Origin of the sequence: Streptomyces sp. F63, assembly GCF_018070345.1 — a bacterium.
Classification (GTDB): domain Bacteria; phylum Actinomycetota; class Actinomycetes; order Streptomycetales; family Streptomycetaceae; genus Streptomyces.
Window position 1 is genome coordinate 399,960 of record NZ_JAGPXX010000001.1, and the last position, 13,521, is coordinate 413,480.

At 70.0% G+C, this 13,521-nt stretch carries 16 protein-coding genes; 8 read left to right on the top strand and 8 right to left on the bottom strand.

The annotated features are described in order from the left end of the window. Nucleotides 1–25 precede the first annotated feature (25 nt). From KBZ10_RS01765 to KBZ10_RS01775, 3 genes are all read right to left on the bottom strand, one after another. Nucleotides 26–1,057: an alanine racemase gene (locus KBZ10_RS01765; RefSeq protein ID WP_210985641.1), complete on the bottom strand. Its 1,032-nt coding sequence runs from the start codon at nucleotides 1,055–1,057 to the stop codon at nucleotides 26–28. Between the two features lie 100 nt (nucleotides 1,058–1,157). Next, nucleotides 1,158–2,276 (bottom strand): peptidoglycan bridge formation glycyltransferase FemA/FemB family protein, encoded by a 1,119-nt coding sequence (locus KBZ10_RS01770; RefSeq protein ID WP_019707395.1) that lies wholly within the window; start codon nucleotides 2,274–2,276, stop codon nucleotides 1,158–1,160. 157 nt (nucleotides 2,277–2,433) lie between these two features. Then, nucleotides 2,434–2,763, bottom strand: coding sequence for a hypothetical protein (locus KBZ10_RS01775; protein WP_210985642.1), 330 nt, complete (start codon nucleotides 2,761–2,763; stop codon nucleotides 2,434–2,436). A gap of 268 nt (nucleotides 2,764–3,031) precedes the next feature. Here KBZ10_RS01775 and rpsF point away from each other — a divergent pair, with 268 nt between their 5' ends. The 4 genes from rpsF to rplI all read left to right on the top strand — a co-directional run bounded on the left by rpsF (nucleotide 3,032) and on the right by rplI (nucleotide 4,789). After that, nucleotides 3,032–3,322 (top strand): 30S ribosomal protein S6, encoded by a 291-nt coding sequence (gene rpsF, locus KBZ10_RS01780; RefSeq protein ID WP_019707397.1) that lies wholly within the window; start codon nucleotides 3,032–3,034, stop codon nucleotides 3,320–3,322. Nucleotides 3,323–3,436: 114 nt separating this feature from the next. Further along, the gene (locus tag KBZ10_RS01785; protein WP_210985643.1) at nucleotides 3,437–4,030 is read left to right on the top strand and encodes a single-stranded DNA-binding protein; all 594 of its coding nucleotides are present in this window, start codon (nucleotides 3,437–3,439) and stop codon (nucleotides 4,028–4,030) included. A gap of 57 nt (nucleotides 4,031–4,087) precedes the next feature. Beyond that, nucleotides 4,088–4,324: a 30S ribosomal protein S18 gene (gene rpsR, locus KBZ10_RS01790; RefSeq protein ID WP_004950692.1), complete on the top strand. Its 237-nt coding sequence runs from the start codon at nucleotides 4,088–4,090 to the stop codon at nucleotides 4,322–4,324. Between the two features lie 18 nt (nucleotides 4,325–4,342). Further along, nucleotides 4,343–4,789 (top strand): 50S ribosomal protein L9, encoded by a 447-nt coding sequence (gene rplI, locus KBZ10_RS01795; RefSeq protein WP_210985644.1) that lies wholly within the window; start codon nucleotides 4,343–4,345, stop codon nucleotides 4,787–4,789. A gap of 208 nt (nucleotides 4,790–4,997) precedes the next feature. Here the strand turns inward: rplI and KBZ10_RS01800 are convergent, their stop codons facing one another. After that, entirely contained in the window at nucleotides 4,998–6,335 is a 1,338-nt protein-coding gene (locus tag KBZ10_RS01800) for an MATE family efflux transporter (RefSeq protein ID WP_210985645.1), read from the bottom strand. A gap of 458 nt (nucleotides 6,336–6,793) precedes the next feature. Here KBZ10_RS01800 and dnaB point away from each other — a divergent pair, with 458 nt between their 5' ends. Together dnaB and KBZ10_RS01810 are read left to right on the top strand one after the other, a co-directional pair. Next, nucleotides 6,794–8,275, top strand: a complete 1,482-nt coding sequence (gene dnaB / locus KBZ10_RS01805; RefSeq protein ID WP_210985646.1) for a replicative DNA helicase — start codon at nucleotides 6,794–6,796, stop codon at nucleotides 8,273–8,275. Between the two features lie 22 nt (nucleotides 8,276–8,297). Continuing rightward, entirely contained in the window at nucleotides 8,298–9,692 is a 1,395-nt protein-coding gene (locus tag KBZ10_RS01810) for a serine hydrolase (protein ID WP_210985647.1), read from the top strand. Between the two features lie 27 nt (nucleotides 9,693–9,719). Here KBZ10_RS01810 and KBZ10_RS01815 read toward each other — a convergent pair whose 3' ends face one another. From KBZ10_RS01815 to KBZ10_RS01830, 4 genes are all read right to left on the bottom strand, one after another. Then, entirely contained in the window at nucleotides 9,720–10,172 is a 453-nt protein-coding gene (locus tag KBZ10_RS01815) for a GNAT family N-acetyltransferase (RefSeq protein ID WP_210985648.1), read from the bottom strand. A gap of 107 nt (nucleotides 10,173–10,279) precedes the next feature. Continuing rightward, a complete protein-coding gene (locus KBZ10_RS01820; RefSeq protein WP_210985649.1) occupies nucleotides 10,280–10,759 on the bottom strand; it encodes an NUDIX domain-containing protein in 480 nt (159 codons plus the stop codon). Between the two features lie 290 nt (nucleotides 10,760–11,049). Beyond that, the gene (locus KBZ10_RS01825) at nucleotides 11,050–12,219 is read right to left on the bottom strand and encodes a cystathionine gamma-lyase (protein ID WP_374223287.1); all 1,170 of its coding nucleotides are present in this window, start codon (nucleotides 12,217–12,219) and stop codon (nucleotides 11,050–11,052) included. Nucleotides 12,220–12,252: 33 nt separating this feature from the next. Further along, nucleotides 12,253–12,630: a phage holin family protein gene (locus KBZ10_RS01830; RefSeq protein ID WP_210985650.1), complete on the bottom strand. Its 378-nt coding sequence runs from the start codon at nucleotides 12,628–12,630 to the stop codon at nucleotides 12,253–12,255. Nucleotides 12,631–12,686: 56 nt separating this feature from the next. Here KBZ10_RS01830 and KBZ10_RS01835 point away from each other — a divergent pair, with 56 nt between their 5' ends. Then, nucleotides 12,687–13,004 carry a cupin domain-containing protein gene (locus tag KBZ10_RS01835; protein ID WP_210985762.1) on the top strand — a complete coding sequence of 106 codons (318 nt, stop codon included), beginning with the start codon at nucleotides 12,687–12,689 and terminating at the stop codon, nucleotides 13,002–13,004. A 141-nt stretch (nucleotides 13,005–13,145) separates the two neighbouring features. Continuing rightward, a complete protein-coding gene (locus KBZ10_RS01840) occupies nucleotides 13,146–13,373 on the top strand; it encodes a DUF5326 family protein (protein ID WP_210985651.1) in 228 nt (75 codons plus the stop codon). Nucleotides 13,374–13,521: the final 148 nt, after the last annotated feature.

Here is a 13,521-nt window from a genome sequence, read left to right on the forward strand (position 1 = left end):
GCCCCCCGGGCCCGGCCCGGGCACCTCAGCGATCGACCATCCGGTCGAACTGGGTGGTCGTGTGCCGCAGATGGGCCACGAGCTCGTCCCCCACCTGCGGCGGTGCCACCTCGGAGGGGATGAAGAGGATCGACACCTGCATGTGCGGCGGCTCCGCGAACCAGCGCTGCTTGCCGGTCCACACGAACGGCGACAGGTTGCGGTTGACGGTGGCGAGCCCGGCCCGGGCGACGCCCTTCGCGCGCGGCATGACGCCGTGCAGGGCCTTCGGGGCCTCCAGGCCCACCCCGTGCGAGGTGCCGCCCGCGACGACCACCAGATGACCGTCGGAGGTGGCCTTCTGCTGGCGGTAGCCGAAGCGGTCGCCCTTGGCGACGCGGGTGACGTCCAGGACTGCGCCGCGGTACTCCGTCGCGTCGTGGTCGCCCAGCCACAGCCGGGTGCCGATCCGGGCGCGGAAGCGGGTCTGCGGGAACTGCTGCTGAAGCTGGGCCAGTTCACCGGCCGCCAGATGGCTGACGAACATGGTGTGCAGCGGCAGGCGCGCGGTGCGCAGCCGGTCCATCCAGCCGAGGACCTCTTCCACCGCGTCGGAGCCGTCGGTGCGGTCGAGCGGCAGATGCAGCGCGAAGCCCTCCAGGCGGACGTCCTCGATCGCCGCGTGGAGTTTGGGCAGGTCCTCCTCCACCACGCCGTGCCGTCGCATGCTGCTCATCAGCTCGATGACGACCCGCGCGCCGACCAGCCCGCGCACGCCCTCCACCGAGGACACGGACCGCACCGCCCGGTCGGGCAGCGGCACCGGCTCCTCACCCAGCCGGAAGGGGGTGAGGACCAGCAGGTCGCCGCTGAAGTAGTCCTTGATCCGGGCGGCCTCGTAGGTGGTGCCCACGGCCAGGATGTCGGAGCGGAAGCGGGAGACCTCCTCCGCGAGCCGCTCGTGGCCGAAGCCGTAGCCGTTGCCCTTGCAGACCGGGACCATGCCCGGGAACTGCTGGAGAACGGACTGCTGATGCGCCCGCCAGCGAGCGGTGTCGACATAGAGGGTGAGCGCCATGGCCGGTCCGGTACCTCTCTCGTGTTTTCGGTGGATGGGCTGTGAACGGCGGTGAGACGGCGTGAGACGGCGGTGAGCGGCCTGGGGCGGCCCGGTGGGGTCAGCGCCGGGACATGTAGATGTCAAGTGCCTTGTGCAGCAGCTTGTTCAGCGGGAAGTCCCACTCGCCCAGATACTCGGCCGCCTGGCCACCGGTGCCGACCTTGAACTGGATGAGCCCGAAGAGGTGGTCGTTCTCGTCGAGCGAGTCGCTGATGCCGCGCAGGTCGTAGACGCTCGCCCCGAGGGCGTAGGCGTCGCACAGCATCCGCCACTGCATGGCGTTCGAGGGCCGCACCTCGCGCTTGTGGTTGGCGGAGGCGCCGTAGGAGTACCACACGTGGCCGCCGACGATCAGCATTGTCGCGGCCGCGACGTTCTCGCCCTCGTGGCGGGCGAAGTAGAGGCGCATGCGGTTGGGGTCCTCGGCGTTGAGCGCCGTCCACATGCGCTGGAAGTAGCTCAGCGGCCGCGGCCGGAAGCGGTCCCGCTCGGCGGTGGTCTCGTACAGCCGCTGCCACTCGGCGAGGTCGTCGTAACCGCCCTGGACGACCTCCACGCCGGCCTTCTCGGCCTTCTTGATGTTGCGCCGCCAGAGCTGGTTGAAGGACTTGTGGACGTCCTCCAGGGAGCGGTTCTCCAGCGGCACCTGGAAGACGTACCGGGGCTGGACGTCGCCGAAGCCGGCGCCGCCGTCCTCGCCCTGCTGCCAGCCCATCCGGCGCAGCCGGTCGGCCACCTCGAAGGCGCGCGGTTCGATGAACGTGGCCTCGACGTCCCGGAGCCGCTTGACGTCCGGGTTCTGGATACCGGCCTTGATCGCGGGGGCGTCCCAGCGGCGGATGACCACGGGCGGGCCCATCTTCACGGAGAAGGCGCCCGCCTGCTTGAGATGCGCGAGCATCGGCTGCAGCCAGTCCTCGAGGTTGGGCGCGAACCAGTTGATGACCGGGCCCTCGGGGAGATACGCCAGGTACCGCTTGACCTTGGGAAGCTGCCGGTAGAGGACCAGCCCGGCGCCGACGAGGCGGCCGGAGCCGTCGAACCAGCCGAGGTTCTCCGAGCGCCACTCCGTCTTCACGTCCGCCCACGCCGGAACCTGGCAGTGGCTGGCCGAGGGCAGGCTCTGGATGTACGCCAGATGCTGCTCACGGCTGATGGTCCTCAGGGTCAGGCTCATGCGGGGTGCTCCTCGGCAGGTGTGTCCCCAGGGGGTTGGGGCTCCGGCTCTCGCCGCGAAGCCTACTGCGCCGGGGAGCACCCCGTTCGGGTGTACGGCCCGGAGGACCGTGCCGGGGCGGCCGCAACGGGAGTGCGGGCCTGCCGGGGAGAACCGGCTAACCGATCAGGCCGCCGAAGAGACCGCCGTTCGCCATGCCGAGGAAGAATCCGAGCCCCGCCGCCCCGAGTCCGATGATCAGCGCGAAGCGCTCGGAGGTGGTGGCGGAGATCATCTGGCCCCAGGCCCCGCTGAGGATGCCGAGGAGGCCGGTCCAGGAGCTGATCAGATGCAGATCGTCGAACTGCGCGGTGACGAAGGCCACCGCACCGAGGACCACGGTGGCGGCGACGAAGCTGTTCTCGACGGGATGGGCCCTGCCGTCGCTGTTGAAGACGGAACTGACGGCGGAGAGCGGGTTGCGGTGATGACGTACTGGCTGCGCCATGAGACACCTCCTGGCGGAAAGCGGCGAACTGTAGCGCCGGTCACACCCGATGTACCCAGATTGCGGGGTCCTGCCACGGGATTTCAACCGGAAGCGGACTTGCGGGTAGGCTGAACGGTCTGCACCGGTGTCCGATTCCCCGGCCGCATCCCCGGCTCCTTCCGGATTTCCGCGGTTGTCAGTGCCGGCCGGTACCGTTGCGCACGCATCACGACCCTCCTGCCACGGAAAGACCGTGGCCGCTGAGTCCAGAGGAGGTGGGTTCCACATGCGTCACTACGAGGTGATGGTCATCCTCGACCCCGATCTCGAGGAGCGCGCAGTCGCGCCGCTGATCGAGAACTTCCTTTCCGTCGTCCGTGAGGGCAACGGCAAGGTCGAGAAGGTCGACACCTGGGGCCGTCGTCGTCTCTCGTACGAGATCAACAAGAAGCCCGAGGGCATCTACTCGGTCATCGACCTCCGGGCCGAGCCCGCGGTCGTCAAGGAGCTCGACCGTCAGATGAACCTGAACGAGTCGGTCCTCCGGACCAAGGTCCTCCGTCCCGAGACCCACTGAACCCCGCGCTCCGGCGCAGGTTCAGCGGTGACGCCCGGGGCTGAACCGGGCAGCGCCGAGTAGTCCGGTCCACCAGCAATCCGCAGCCAGCAGCACCCGCCGAGAGGTACCCCTATGGCAGGCGAGACCGTCATCACGGTCGTCGGCAATCTCGTCGACGACCCCGAGCTGCGCTTCACCCCGTCCGGTGCGGCGGTCGCGAAGTTCCGTGTCGCGTCCACCCCCCGCACCTTCGACCGCCAGACGAACGAGTGGAAGGACGGCGAGAGCCTCTTCCTCACCTGCTCGGTCTGGCGGCAGGCGGCGGAGAACGTCGCCGAGTCGCTCCAGCGCGGCACGCGCGTCATCGTGCAGGGCCGCCTGAAGCAGCGGTCCTACGAGGACCGCGAGGGCGTCAAGCGCACGGTCTACGAGCTGGACGTCGACGAGGTCGGCGCCAGCCTGCGCAACGCCACGGCCAAGGTCACCAAGACCACCGGCCGCGGCGGGCAGGGCGGCTACGGCGGCGGTCAGGGCGGTGGCGGCGGCTGGGGCGGCGGCCCCGGCCCCGGCGGCGGCCAGCAGGGCGGCGGGGCTCCCGCCGACGACCCCTGGGCGACCGGTGCGCCGGCCGGCGGCGGCCAGCAGGGCGGCGGCGGTGGCTGGGGCGGTGGCTCCGGCTCCGGCTCCGGTTCCGGCGGCGGCTACTCGGACGAGCCGCCCTTCTAGGCCACGGGGCCTGGCCGGGCGGTCAGCGAAACTTTTTGATCACACTGGAGAGAGACAATGGCGAAGCCGCCTCCGCGCAAGCCGAAGAAGAAGGTCTGCGCGTTCTGCAAGGACAAGACCGCGTACGTGGACTACAAGGACACGAACATGCTGCGGAAGTTCATTTCCGACCGCGGCAAGATCCGTGCCCGCCGCGTCACCGGCAACTGCACCCAGCACCAGCGCGATGTCGCCACGGCCGTCAAGAACAGCCGTGAGATGGCGCTGCTGCCCTACACCTCGTCCGCGCGATAAGGGAAGGGTGACCGAGAAATGAAGATCATCCTCACCCACGAGGTCTCCGGCCTCGGCGCCGCGGGCGACGTCGTCGACGTCAAGGACGGCTACGCTCGCAACTACCTGATCCCGCGCGGTTTCGCGATGCGCTGGACCAAGGGCGGCGAGAAGGACGTCGAGCAGATCCGCCGCGGCCGCAAGATCCGCGAGATCGCCACGATCGAGCAGGCCAACTCCGTCAAGGCCCAGCTGGAGTCCGTGAAGGTCCGCCTGGCCACCCGCTCGGGTGACTCCGGCCGTCTCTTCGGTTCCGTCACCCCGGCCGACATCGCCTCGGCGATCAAGCAGGCCGGCGGCCCGGACGTGGACAAGCGCCGCATCGAGCTCGGTGCGCCGATCAAGACCCTGGGCGCGCACCAGGTGTCCGTGCGTCTGCACGCCGACGTCGCCGCCAAGGTGGGCGTCGAGGTCGTCGCCGCCTGATCGCGGCGCTCGGCAGGGCGTATGCGGGGCCGTACCTCCTCACCGGGGGGTACGGCCCCGCGGCGCGTCCGGGAGCGCCGTCACCGCTGTCACCGCCGTCCCGCACCGGGACCGTCTCCCGTCCCGCTCAGCCCGGGCACGGCGTGCTTCCGGCCGCCCGGGGGGCGGCACTGGGCCGTACGGAGCCCTCAGACGCCGTACGAGCCTCTCAGCCCCGTACGGCACCGGTGACCATCCAGCGGCCGGAGGCCGCGCGGAGGCCGAGGGTGACCAGCCGCACGGTCATCATCAGTCCCATCACCCACCACAGCGCGGTCAGGCCGCCGCCCAGCGCCGGTACGGAGAGCGCGAGCGGGGCGAAGACGGCGAGGGTGGCCAGCATCGCCCAGGCCAGGTACGGACCGTCCCCGGCGCCCATCAGTACCCCGTCCAGCACGAAGACGACCCCCGACACCGGCTGGACGAGTGCCACCACCAGCAGTGCGGACAGGAGCAGTGCGTGGACGGCCTCGTCCTCGGTGAACAGCGGCAGCAGCAGGGGCCGGGCCAGGACCAGCAGCAGTCCCAGCACCACCCCCGAGGCGACGCCCCACTGCACCATGCGGCGGCAGGCGGCCCGCGCACCCGCGGTGTCCCCCGCGCCCAGGTAGCGCCCGATGATGGCCTGCCCGGCGATGGCGATCGCGTCCAGCGCGAAGGCCAGCAGCGACCAGAGCGTCAGCACGATCTGGTGGGCGGCCACTTCCGGGTCCCCCAGCCGGGCCGCCACCGCGGTGGCGATCACGAGGATGGCGCGCAGGGAGAGGGTGCGGACCAGCAGCGGCGCCCCGGCCCGCGCGCAGGCGCGGATCCCGGCCGCGTCCGGCCGCAGCGAGGCGCCGTGCCGCCGGGCGCCCCGCACGACGACGGTGAGATAAGCGGCGGCCATGCCGGACTGGGCGATCACGGTGCCCCAGGCGGAGCCGGCGATGCCGAGACCGGCGCCGTACACGAGCAGGGCGTTGAGAGCGGCGTTCGCCGTGAATCCACCCACGGCGATGTGCAGCGGGGTGCGGGTGTTCTGCAGCCCCCGGAGCACGCCTGTGGCGGCCAGGACGACGAGCATCGCCGGGATGCCGAGCGCGCTGATGCGCAGATAGGTGACCGCGTACGGGGTGGCCGTGCCGGAGGCGCCGAAGAGACCGATGAGCCAGGGTGCGGCGGGGAGCGCGACGGCGACGGCGCCGGTCCCGAGGAGCAGGGCGAGCCAGATGCCGTCCATGCCCTGCCGGATCGCGGCGGACAGGTCTCCGGCTCCGACGCGGCGGGCCACGGCGGCGGTGGTGGCGTAGGCGAGGAAGACGAAGACGTTGACGGCCGTCATGAGAAGTGCGGCGGCGATGCCGAGACCGGCCAGCTGCGGAGTGCCGAGATGGCCGATGATGGCGCTGTCGGCCATGACGAAGAGGGGCTCCGCGACCAGGGCGCCGAAGGCGGGGAGCGCGAGTGAGACGATCTCGCGGTCGTGGCTGCGGCCCGGCCGGGGCGGTGCGGGGGCCTGGGTCATGACCGACGGCTCCAATCTTCCACAGGTAAGGGACGGAGTTTATCCACAGCCCTTACCGGGACGGTACTCCGGCGGTCCGCGGGGGTCTCTTTGCCGTGATCTCGGCCGGGTTGCGGATTTTTTTCTTCTGCACAGCCGGTGGATGGTGAAACAGCAGGTCAGGGCGGTAATGATGGTGTGATTGGCGTACTGTCCACAGGACTGTCCCCCGGCTCGTACACAGGTTGCGCCGAGTTCTCCACAGGATGCGATCCGTCGTCCACACACCCTGTGGATAACTTTCTTGGTCCTGTGCTCCTCCGGCTCTACGGTGGTCCGGCCACCGCACTGAACTCGATGCGCCGCCACGGGGGTCGAGCATCCCATGTGTCAGAGCCGTGCCGTAAGAAGGAGTCGCACGGCGAGGAGGTTCGCAGGGTGGCGAACAGTCCGCGTCGCGGACGGGAGGAGGTGCCGGAATGACCCAGCCGGACACGGAAGACGCCTGGGCGCCGGACGTCCGCCCGGGGGACCGGCTGCCCGCGTCGCGACCCGCCCACCGGGGTGAGCGCGGCCGCCCCGACCAGCACGACCGCGGCCGGGAGGACCCCTGGTCCGGGCCGGGCGGAGGCTCCGGCTTCGAGCGGGTGCCGCCCCAGGATCTGGACGCCGAGCAGTCCGTCCTCGGCGGCATGATGCTCTCGAAGGACGCCATCGCCGATGTGGTGGAGGTCCTCAAGGGCAGCGATTTCTACCGCCCCGCGCACGAGACGGTCTACCAGGCCGTCCTCGACCTCTACGCCAAGGGCGAGCCGGCCGACCCGATCACCGTCGCCGCCGAACTGACCCGGCGCGGCGAGATCACGCGGGTCGGTGGAGCCTCGTATCTCCACACCCTCGTCCAGTCGGTTCCCACGGCCGCCAACGCCGAGTACTACGCCGAGATCGTCCATGAGCGCGCGGTGCTCCGCCGGCTCGTCGAGGCGGGCACCCGCATCACGCAAATGGGATACGCCGCCGACGGCGATGTCGACGAGATCGTCAACAATGCCCAGGCGGAGATCTACGCCGTCACCGAGCAGCGCACCAGCGAGGACTACCTCCCCCTCGGCGACATCATGGAGGGCGCGCTCGACGAGATCGAGGCGATCGGCTCCCGCAGCGGCCAGATGTCCGGAGTGCCGACCGGTTTCACCGACCTCGACTCACTCACCAACGGGCTCCACCCGGGCCAGATGATCGTGATCGCGGCCCGCCCGGCGATGGGCAAGTCGACCCTGGCCCTGGACTTCGCCCGGGCCTGCTCGATCAAGAACAACATGCCGAGCGTCATCTTCTCCCTGGAGATGGGCCGCAACGAGATCGCCATGCGCCTGCTGTCGGCGGAGGCGCGGGTGGCCCTGCACCACATGCGCTCCGGCAGCATGACCGACGAGGACTGGACCCGGCTCGCCCGCCGGATGCCCGACGTCTCCCAGGCCCCCCTCTACATCGACGACTCCCCGAATCTCTCCATGATGGAGATCCGCGCCAAGTGCCGGCGGCTGAAGCAACGGAACGACCTGCAACTGGTCGTGATCGACTACCTCCAGCTGATGCAGTCCGGCGGGGCGCGGCGGCCCGAGAGCCGCCAGCAGGAGGTCTCGGACATGTCCCGGAACCTGAAGCTGCTCGCCAAGGAGCTGGAAGTCCCGGTCATCGCGCTGTCGCAGCTGAACCGAGGGCCCGAACAGCGGACCGACAAGAAGCCGATGGTCTCCGACCTCCGCGAGTCCGGCTCCATCGAGCAGGACGCCGACATGGTGATCCTGCTGCACCGCGAGGACGCCTACGAGAAGGAGTCTCCCCGGGCCGGGGAGGCGGACCTGATCGTGGCCAAGCACCGCAACGGACCGACGGCCACCATCACCGTCGCCTTCCAGGGCCACTACTCCCGCTTCGTCGACATGGCACAGACCTGATCCGGCCTGCTTGAGTTGGCCCATGACTGCATCCTTCGAAGATCTGCTGCCGGAAACGGCCCGCGCGCTGTACCACCGGATCGCCGTGGCCCAGTCCGAGGGCCGGGCACCGTCCCTGGTGGGGGCCGTGGTGCGCGGCGGTCGCACCGTCTGGAGCGGAGGGCGCGGTTCGGCGGCGGACGGGACCCCGGGGGACGGAACGCAGTACCGCGTCGGTTCCATCACCAAGGTCTTCACCGCGGTGCTGGTGCTCCGGTTGCGGGAGGAGGGCTTCATCGGGCTCGACGATCCGCTGGAGAAGCATCTGCCGGGCACCGGTGTGGGGCAGGTGACCATTGCCCAACTGCTGTCCCACAGCGCCGGGCTGGCAGCCGAGGCGCCGGGACCGTGGTGGGAGCGGACTCCGGGGGAGCTGCGGCCCCGGCTTCCGGATGTGCTGGGAGACCGGCCGGTGGTGCACCCTCCGGGCCGGGTGCACCACTACTCCAACCCCGGCTACACCCTGCTCGGCTCGCTCGTGGAGAGACTGCGCGGAGAGCCGTGGGAAAAGGTGCTCCTCCAAGAGGTGCTGGAACCACTGGGGATGACACGCACCGGCGTGCGGCCCAGGGCTCCCCATGCCGACGGCTGGGCAGTGCATCCGTGGGCGGACGTGATGCTGCCCGAACCGGCCGAGGACCTCGGCATCATGGCTCCCGCCGGTCAGCTGTGGTCCACGACCGCGGACCTGGGCCGCTTCGCGGCCTTCCTCATGCACGGTGACGCACGCGTACTCGGCCCGGAGACGGTGGCCGAGATGCGCCGTCCCGCCACGGTCCCCGTACCCGGGGGCTGGGACGCGGGATACGGGCTGGGCTTGCAGCTGTTCCGCCGGAACGGGCGTGCATTCTGCGGCCACACGGGTTCGCTTCCGGGTTATCTGGCGACGCTGTGGATCAGCGCGGAGGACGATGTCGCCGCTCTGGTGCTCGCCAACGTCACCTCCGGCCCCGCGGTCGGCCAGGCGGCGGCAGATCTGGTGGAGATCGTGGCGGAACGCGAGCCGCGTATCCCGGAGCCGTGGCGACCGCTGCCCGAGGCCGGGCCGGATCTGCTGGAACTCACCGGCCCGTGGTATTGGGGGCCCACCCCCTTTGCGCTCCGGCTGCTTTCCGGCGGAGCCCTGGAACTCACCGCGCTCACCGGCGTGGGCCGCACCTCGCGGTTTCGGGCCGCCCAGGACGGCACCTGGACCGGCCTGGACGGCTACTACCTCGGCGAGACGTTGCGCGCCGTCCGCCGGCCGGACGGTTCCCTCAGCCATCTGGACCTGGGCAGCTTCGTTTTCACGCGTGAGCCCTACGACCCTTCGTCGCCGGTGCCGGGCGGAGTGGACCGGGACGGCTGGCGGCCGGCCGTCCCCGGCCCGAGGGAGTGATCCCCCGAAACCGGGGACGTAAAAGACTCAGAGGGACAGCTTGAAGCCGACGTGAGAGCCGGTGAAACCCAGCTTCTCGTAGAAGCGGTGAGCGTCGGTGCGGGTGGCGTCCGAGGTGAGCTGCACCAGCGCGCACCCCCGGCGGCGGGACTCGTCGACGGCCCACTCGATGAGGCGGGCGCCGAGCCCGCTGCCGCGCTCGTCGGCGTGAATCCGTACGGCCTCGATCAGTGCGCGGGTGGCTCCCCCGCGGGAAAGCCCAGGGATGATCGTGAGTTGCAGGGTGCCGACCGGCCGGCCGTCCCGTACGGCCACCATGAGGTACTGGTTGGGGTCGGCCGTGAGCAGGTCGAGCGCGGTGCGGTACGGAGTCAGGTCGTCCGGGGACTCACGCCGGGCGCCGAGCGGGTCATCGGCCAGCATGGCGACGATGGGAGCCAGGTCGCCCGGGCCGGCCGGGCGGATTACGAGGGTGTTCATGGTTGCGAGTCCAAGAAAAGTGGGGTCGAATCGGTGGACTGGACCCGTTTCACGTGAAACGGGACGACGGGACCTTCCGTTTCACGTGAAACGGAAGGGGGCGCTGTTCAGCCCAGATCCGGCGCATGGAGTGCCCGTACACCCTCGATATTGCCGTCCAGGTAGTGCCTCAGTGACAGTGGCACGATGTCGACAGACGCGAGTCCGACGCGGGTGAACGGAATCCGGACGATGTCGTACTCGCCGCTCGGCTCGTCGACCTCCGGGCCGTGCCGTCGTGACAGGTCCATCGACTCCAGTCGGCAGAGGAAGAAGTGCTGCACCTTCACTCCGGCCATGCCGTCTTCCGCAGTGTGCTCCACGGTATCGACGAAGGCCGGGACCGCATCTGTGATCTTCGCCCCCAGTTCCTCGTCCACCTCCCGGTGAAGGGCGTCGACGACGGTGGCGTCCTCCGGCTCCACTCCGCCACCGGGCGTGATCCAGTACGGAGGGCGGCCGGGTTTCGTTCGCTTGATCAGGATCATCTGGTCGCCGTCGAGCAGAATGGCGCGGGCGGTGCGCTTGACCACCAACCGTTCGGTCATGGGATTGATGTGGCCCAGTGCGGCCGGTTCGAAACACCTGTGGCCGATGCGCGCTGCTTCGGAGGGCCGCAGTCGGACGGGTCCGAAAACAGGCCGTCGAGTTGCTGAACCGCGGGCGGGAACCCCCGAGGGGTGGACGGCGGTACCTCGCCGGCGGGTTTGTGCTGTCAGGGTGATTGGACAATGACTTAACGTCAACTAGCCTTGTGGAAGCGGTTTCTCGCGCGCGGAACCGAGGACGGCTCGAACCACGAGGGGGGAGGTTCGAGCCGTCCGGCCGTTGTGGCCGGTCAGCCGGCTCCCGGCTCCGGTCGGCCCGCGGCCGCCGCCCCGGCCGCCTCGTCCAGAGCACGCAGCACGTCGGCGAGCAGGTCCTCCGTGTCCTCGACCCCCACCGAGAAACGGATGAAGCCCTCCGGCACGGCGTCCCCGCCCCACCTGCCGCGTCGCTCGGCCGTTGAGCGCACGCCGCCGAAGCTCGTGGCCTCGTCAACCAGCCGCAAGGCGGCCAGAAAGCGCTCCGCATACGCCCGGTCGGGCAAGGCGAAGGAGACGACGCAGCCGAAGCGCCCGGCGCGCATCTGCGCCGCGGCGACCGGGTGGGCGGGGTCGTCCGGAAGCCCTGGGTGGCGCAGCCCGGTCACCTCCGGACGTTCGCGCAGAGCCCCGGCCAGCGCGAGGGCGGTCACCGCCTGCCGGTCGACCCGCAGGTGGAGCGTGGCCAGTGAGCGATGGGCGAGCCAGGCCTCCAGAGGGCCGGTCACGGCACCCGCGGTCTTGCGCCACTTCCGCACCGTCGCGGCCCGCTCCGGATCACGGCAGCAGACATAGCCCAGCAGCACATCGCCGTGTCCGGTCAGTGCCTTGGTGCCGCTGGCCACGGAGAAGTCGGCACCCAGGTCGAGAGGGCGCTGACCGAGCGGTGTGGCCAGCGTGTTGTCGACAGCGACCAGCGCACCCGCCGTATGCGCCGCCTCCGCCAGTCGTCTGATGTCGCAGACGTCCAGGCCGGGGTTGGACGGACTCTCGATCCACAGCAGCTTGGCACCGTCGAGCAGCCCGAGCTGTGCGTCCCCCGCCGTCGGTGCGGTGCGCACCTCGATGCCATAGGCCTCCAGCCGCTCCCGCACCAGCGGGAGGGCCTGGTAGCCGTCGCTGGGCAGCACCACGGTATCTCCGCTGCGTACCTGGGACAGCAGTACGGCCGAGACGGCACCCATCCCGGACGGGAAGAGGATGGTCTCGGCCGCGGTACCCGGGGATTCCAGCTCTCCGATGGCTTCTTCGAGCCGGGTCCAGGTCGGATTCTCGTCGCGGCCGTAGGTGTAGGGGCCGACCGGTTCGCCGGGCAGGTGGTAGTGGGCGGCGAACACCGGCCCGGGCATGGCCGGTTCGTACGCCACCGGTTCGGGGAGCCCTGCCCGGACGCTGCGGGTTCCGTCTCCGGTCATCTCGTTCATCCGTCCATCATCGTCAGGCGGCTTCGTTCCCGGTCAGTCACCGTCGGGCAGGACCACGTTCACCGCCCAGGAGACGACGGAAATGATCAGGCCGCCGAGCACGGCGGTCCAGAAGCCCTCGACGTGGAAGGGCAGATCGACCTGATCCGCGAGCCAGGAGGTCAGCATCAGCATCAGCGCGTTCACGACCAGGGTGAACAGACCGAGGGTGAGGATGAAGAGCGGCAGCGACAGCAGCTGTACCACCGGCTTCACCACGATGTTCACCACACCGAAGATCAGCGCGACCAGGAACAGCGCCAGCGTCTTGTCGCCCGTGCTGTCCCCGGTGAGCGTGATGTCCTTGAGCAGCCAGATGGCCACGGCCAGAGCCGCGGCGTTGGCGAGTGTCTTGACTACGAAGTTCGTCATGGTGTGATCGTCCCAGACGGAACAGGCTGAGCCGAGAGGCGGAGCGAGGGGTGGGTATGAAGGTCTTCCGGCTGGACGAGCTCGACGGGGAACGCGCCGCGAACGAGGGCGCCTATCTGCAGTTCCTGCGCGAACGGAACATGTCCGCGGGGCTGTACGCGCTCGACGCGGGATCCACCGACCCCCAGCAGCCGCACCGGCAGGACGAGATCTACTTCGTCATCACCGGCCGCGGCTCGATCACGGTCGGCACGGAGACCACCACGGTGGCCCGCGGCAGTGTCGTCTACGTACCGGCCGGGGTCCCGCACAAGTTCCACCACATCAGCGAGGACCTCCGGGTCATGGTGGTCTTCTCTCCCCCGGAGAGCTGACCGGCCGCGCGCCCGCGGACCCCGTAGGGGACGGGTCAGGGAAGGACGGGGGCAGCGGCCCCTCCGCCGCGCCTCGGGCGCGTCTAGCATCGGAAGCGGCCGGAGGTCCCGGCTCCGTGATCGGGAGGCAGGGGAACGACAGTGGCGGTCAAGGAGATCTTCGAAGGTCTGCCGTGGTGGGTGAAGTGGGTGGCCGTTCCGGTCCTGGCGCTCATCGTGTTCGGCGGCCTGATCGCGAATGTGGTCGGTTTCGTCATCGGACTGCTGTTCAAGGTCCTGGTGTTCGCCGCCCTGGTGGCCGGACTGGTCTACGTGGTGAGGAAATTCAGCACGTCGTCAGGGGACGGATCCTCGCGCGGCGACTGGTGAGTCCCCGCCCCGGGCGGTTTCCACCGCACGGTTGTCCGTGTCCTCACCCGCGGTGTGTGCCCCGGCCGACGAGCCGGGGCACACACCGCGGTGCGGTCTCCCGCCGTCTTTCTCCGCCTCACACCATGGCGGTCAGCAACTCCTTGCT

What these genes read in the sequence shown, in the direction of transcription:
- KBZ10_RS01765 (WP_210985641.1), bottom strand. Translation starts at nt 1,057, where the DNA reads ATGGCGCTCACCCTCTATGTCGACACCGCTCGCTGGCGGGCGCATCAG.
- KBZ10_RS01770 (WP_019707395.1), bottom strand. Translation starts at nt 2,276, where the DNA reads ATGAGCCTGACCCTGAGGACCATCAGCCGTGAGCAGCATCTGGCGTAC.
- KBZ10_RS01775 (WP_210985642.1), bottom strand. Translation starts at nt 2,763, where the DNA reads ATGGCGCAGCCAGTACGTCATCACCGCAACCCGCTCTCCGCCGTCAGT.
- rpsF (WP_019707397.1), top strand. Translation starts at nt 3,032, where the DNA reads ATGCGTCACTACGAGGTGATGGTCATCCTCGACCCCGATCTCGAGGAG.
- KBZ10_RS01785 (WP_210985643.1), top strand. Translation starts at nt 3,437, where the DNA reads ATGGCAGGCGAGACCGTCATCACGGTCGTCGGCAATCTCGTCGACGAC.
- rpsR (WP_004950692.1), top strand. Translation starts at nt 4,088, where the DNA reads ATGGCGAAGCCGCCTCCGCGCAAGCCGAAGAAGAAGGTCTGCGCGTTC.
- rplI (WP_210985644.1), top strand. Translation starts at nt 4,343, where the DNA reads ATGAAGATCATCCTCACCCACGAGGTCTCCGGCCTCGGCGCCGCGGGC.
- KBZ10_RS01800 (WP_210985645.1), bottom strand. Translation starts at nt 6,335, where the DNA reads ATGACCCAGGCCCCCGCACCGCCCCGGCCGGGCCGCAGCCACGACCGC.
- dnaB (WP_210985646.1), top strand. Translation starts at nt 6,794, where the DNA reads ATGACCCAGCCGGACACGGAAGACGCCTGGGCGCCGGACGTCCGCCCG.
- KBZ10_RS01810 (WP_210985647.1), top strand. Translation starts at nt 8,298, where the DNA reads ATGACTGCATCCTTCGAAGATCTGCTGCCGGAAACGGCCCGCGCGCTG.
- KBZ10_RS01815 (WP_210985648.1), bottom strand. Translation starts at nt 10,172, where the DNA reads ATGAACACCCTCGTAATCCGCCCGGCCGGCCCGGGCGACCTGGCTCCC.
- KBZ10_RS01820 (WP_210985649.1), bottom strand. Translation starts at nt 10,759, where the DNA reads ATGACCGAACGGTTGGTGGTCAAGCGCACCGCCCGCGCCATTCTGCTC.
- KBZ10_RS01825 (WP_374223287.1), bottom strand. Translation starts at nt 12,219, where the DNA reads ATGAACGAGATGACCGGAGACGGAACCCGCAGCGTCCGGGCAGGGCTC.
- KBZ10_RS01830 (WP_210985650.1), bottom strand. Translation starts at nt 12,630, where the DNA reads ATGACGAACTTCGTAGTCAAGACACTCGCCAACGCCGCGGCTCTGGCC.
- KBZ10_RS01835 (WP_210985762.1), top strand. Translation starts at nt 12,687, where the DNA reads ATGAAGGTCTTCCGGCTGGACGAGCTCGACGGGGAACGCGCCGCGAAC.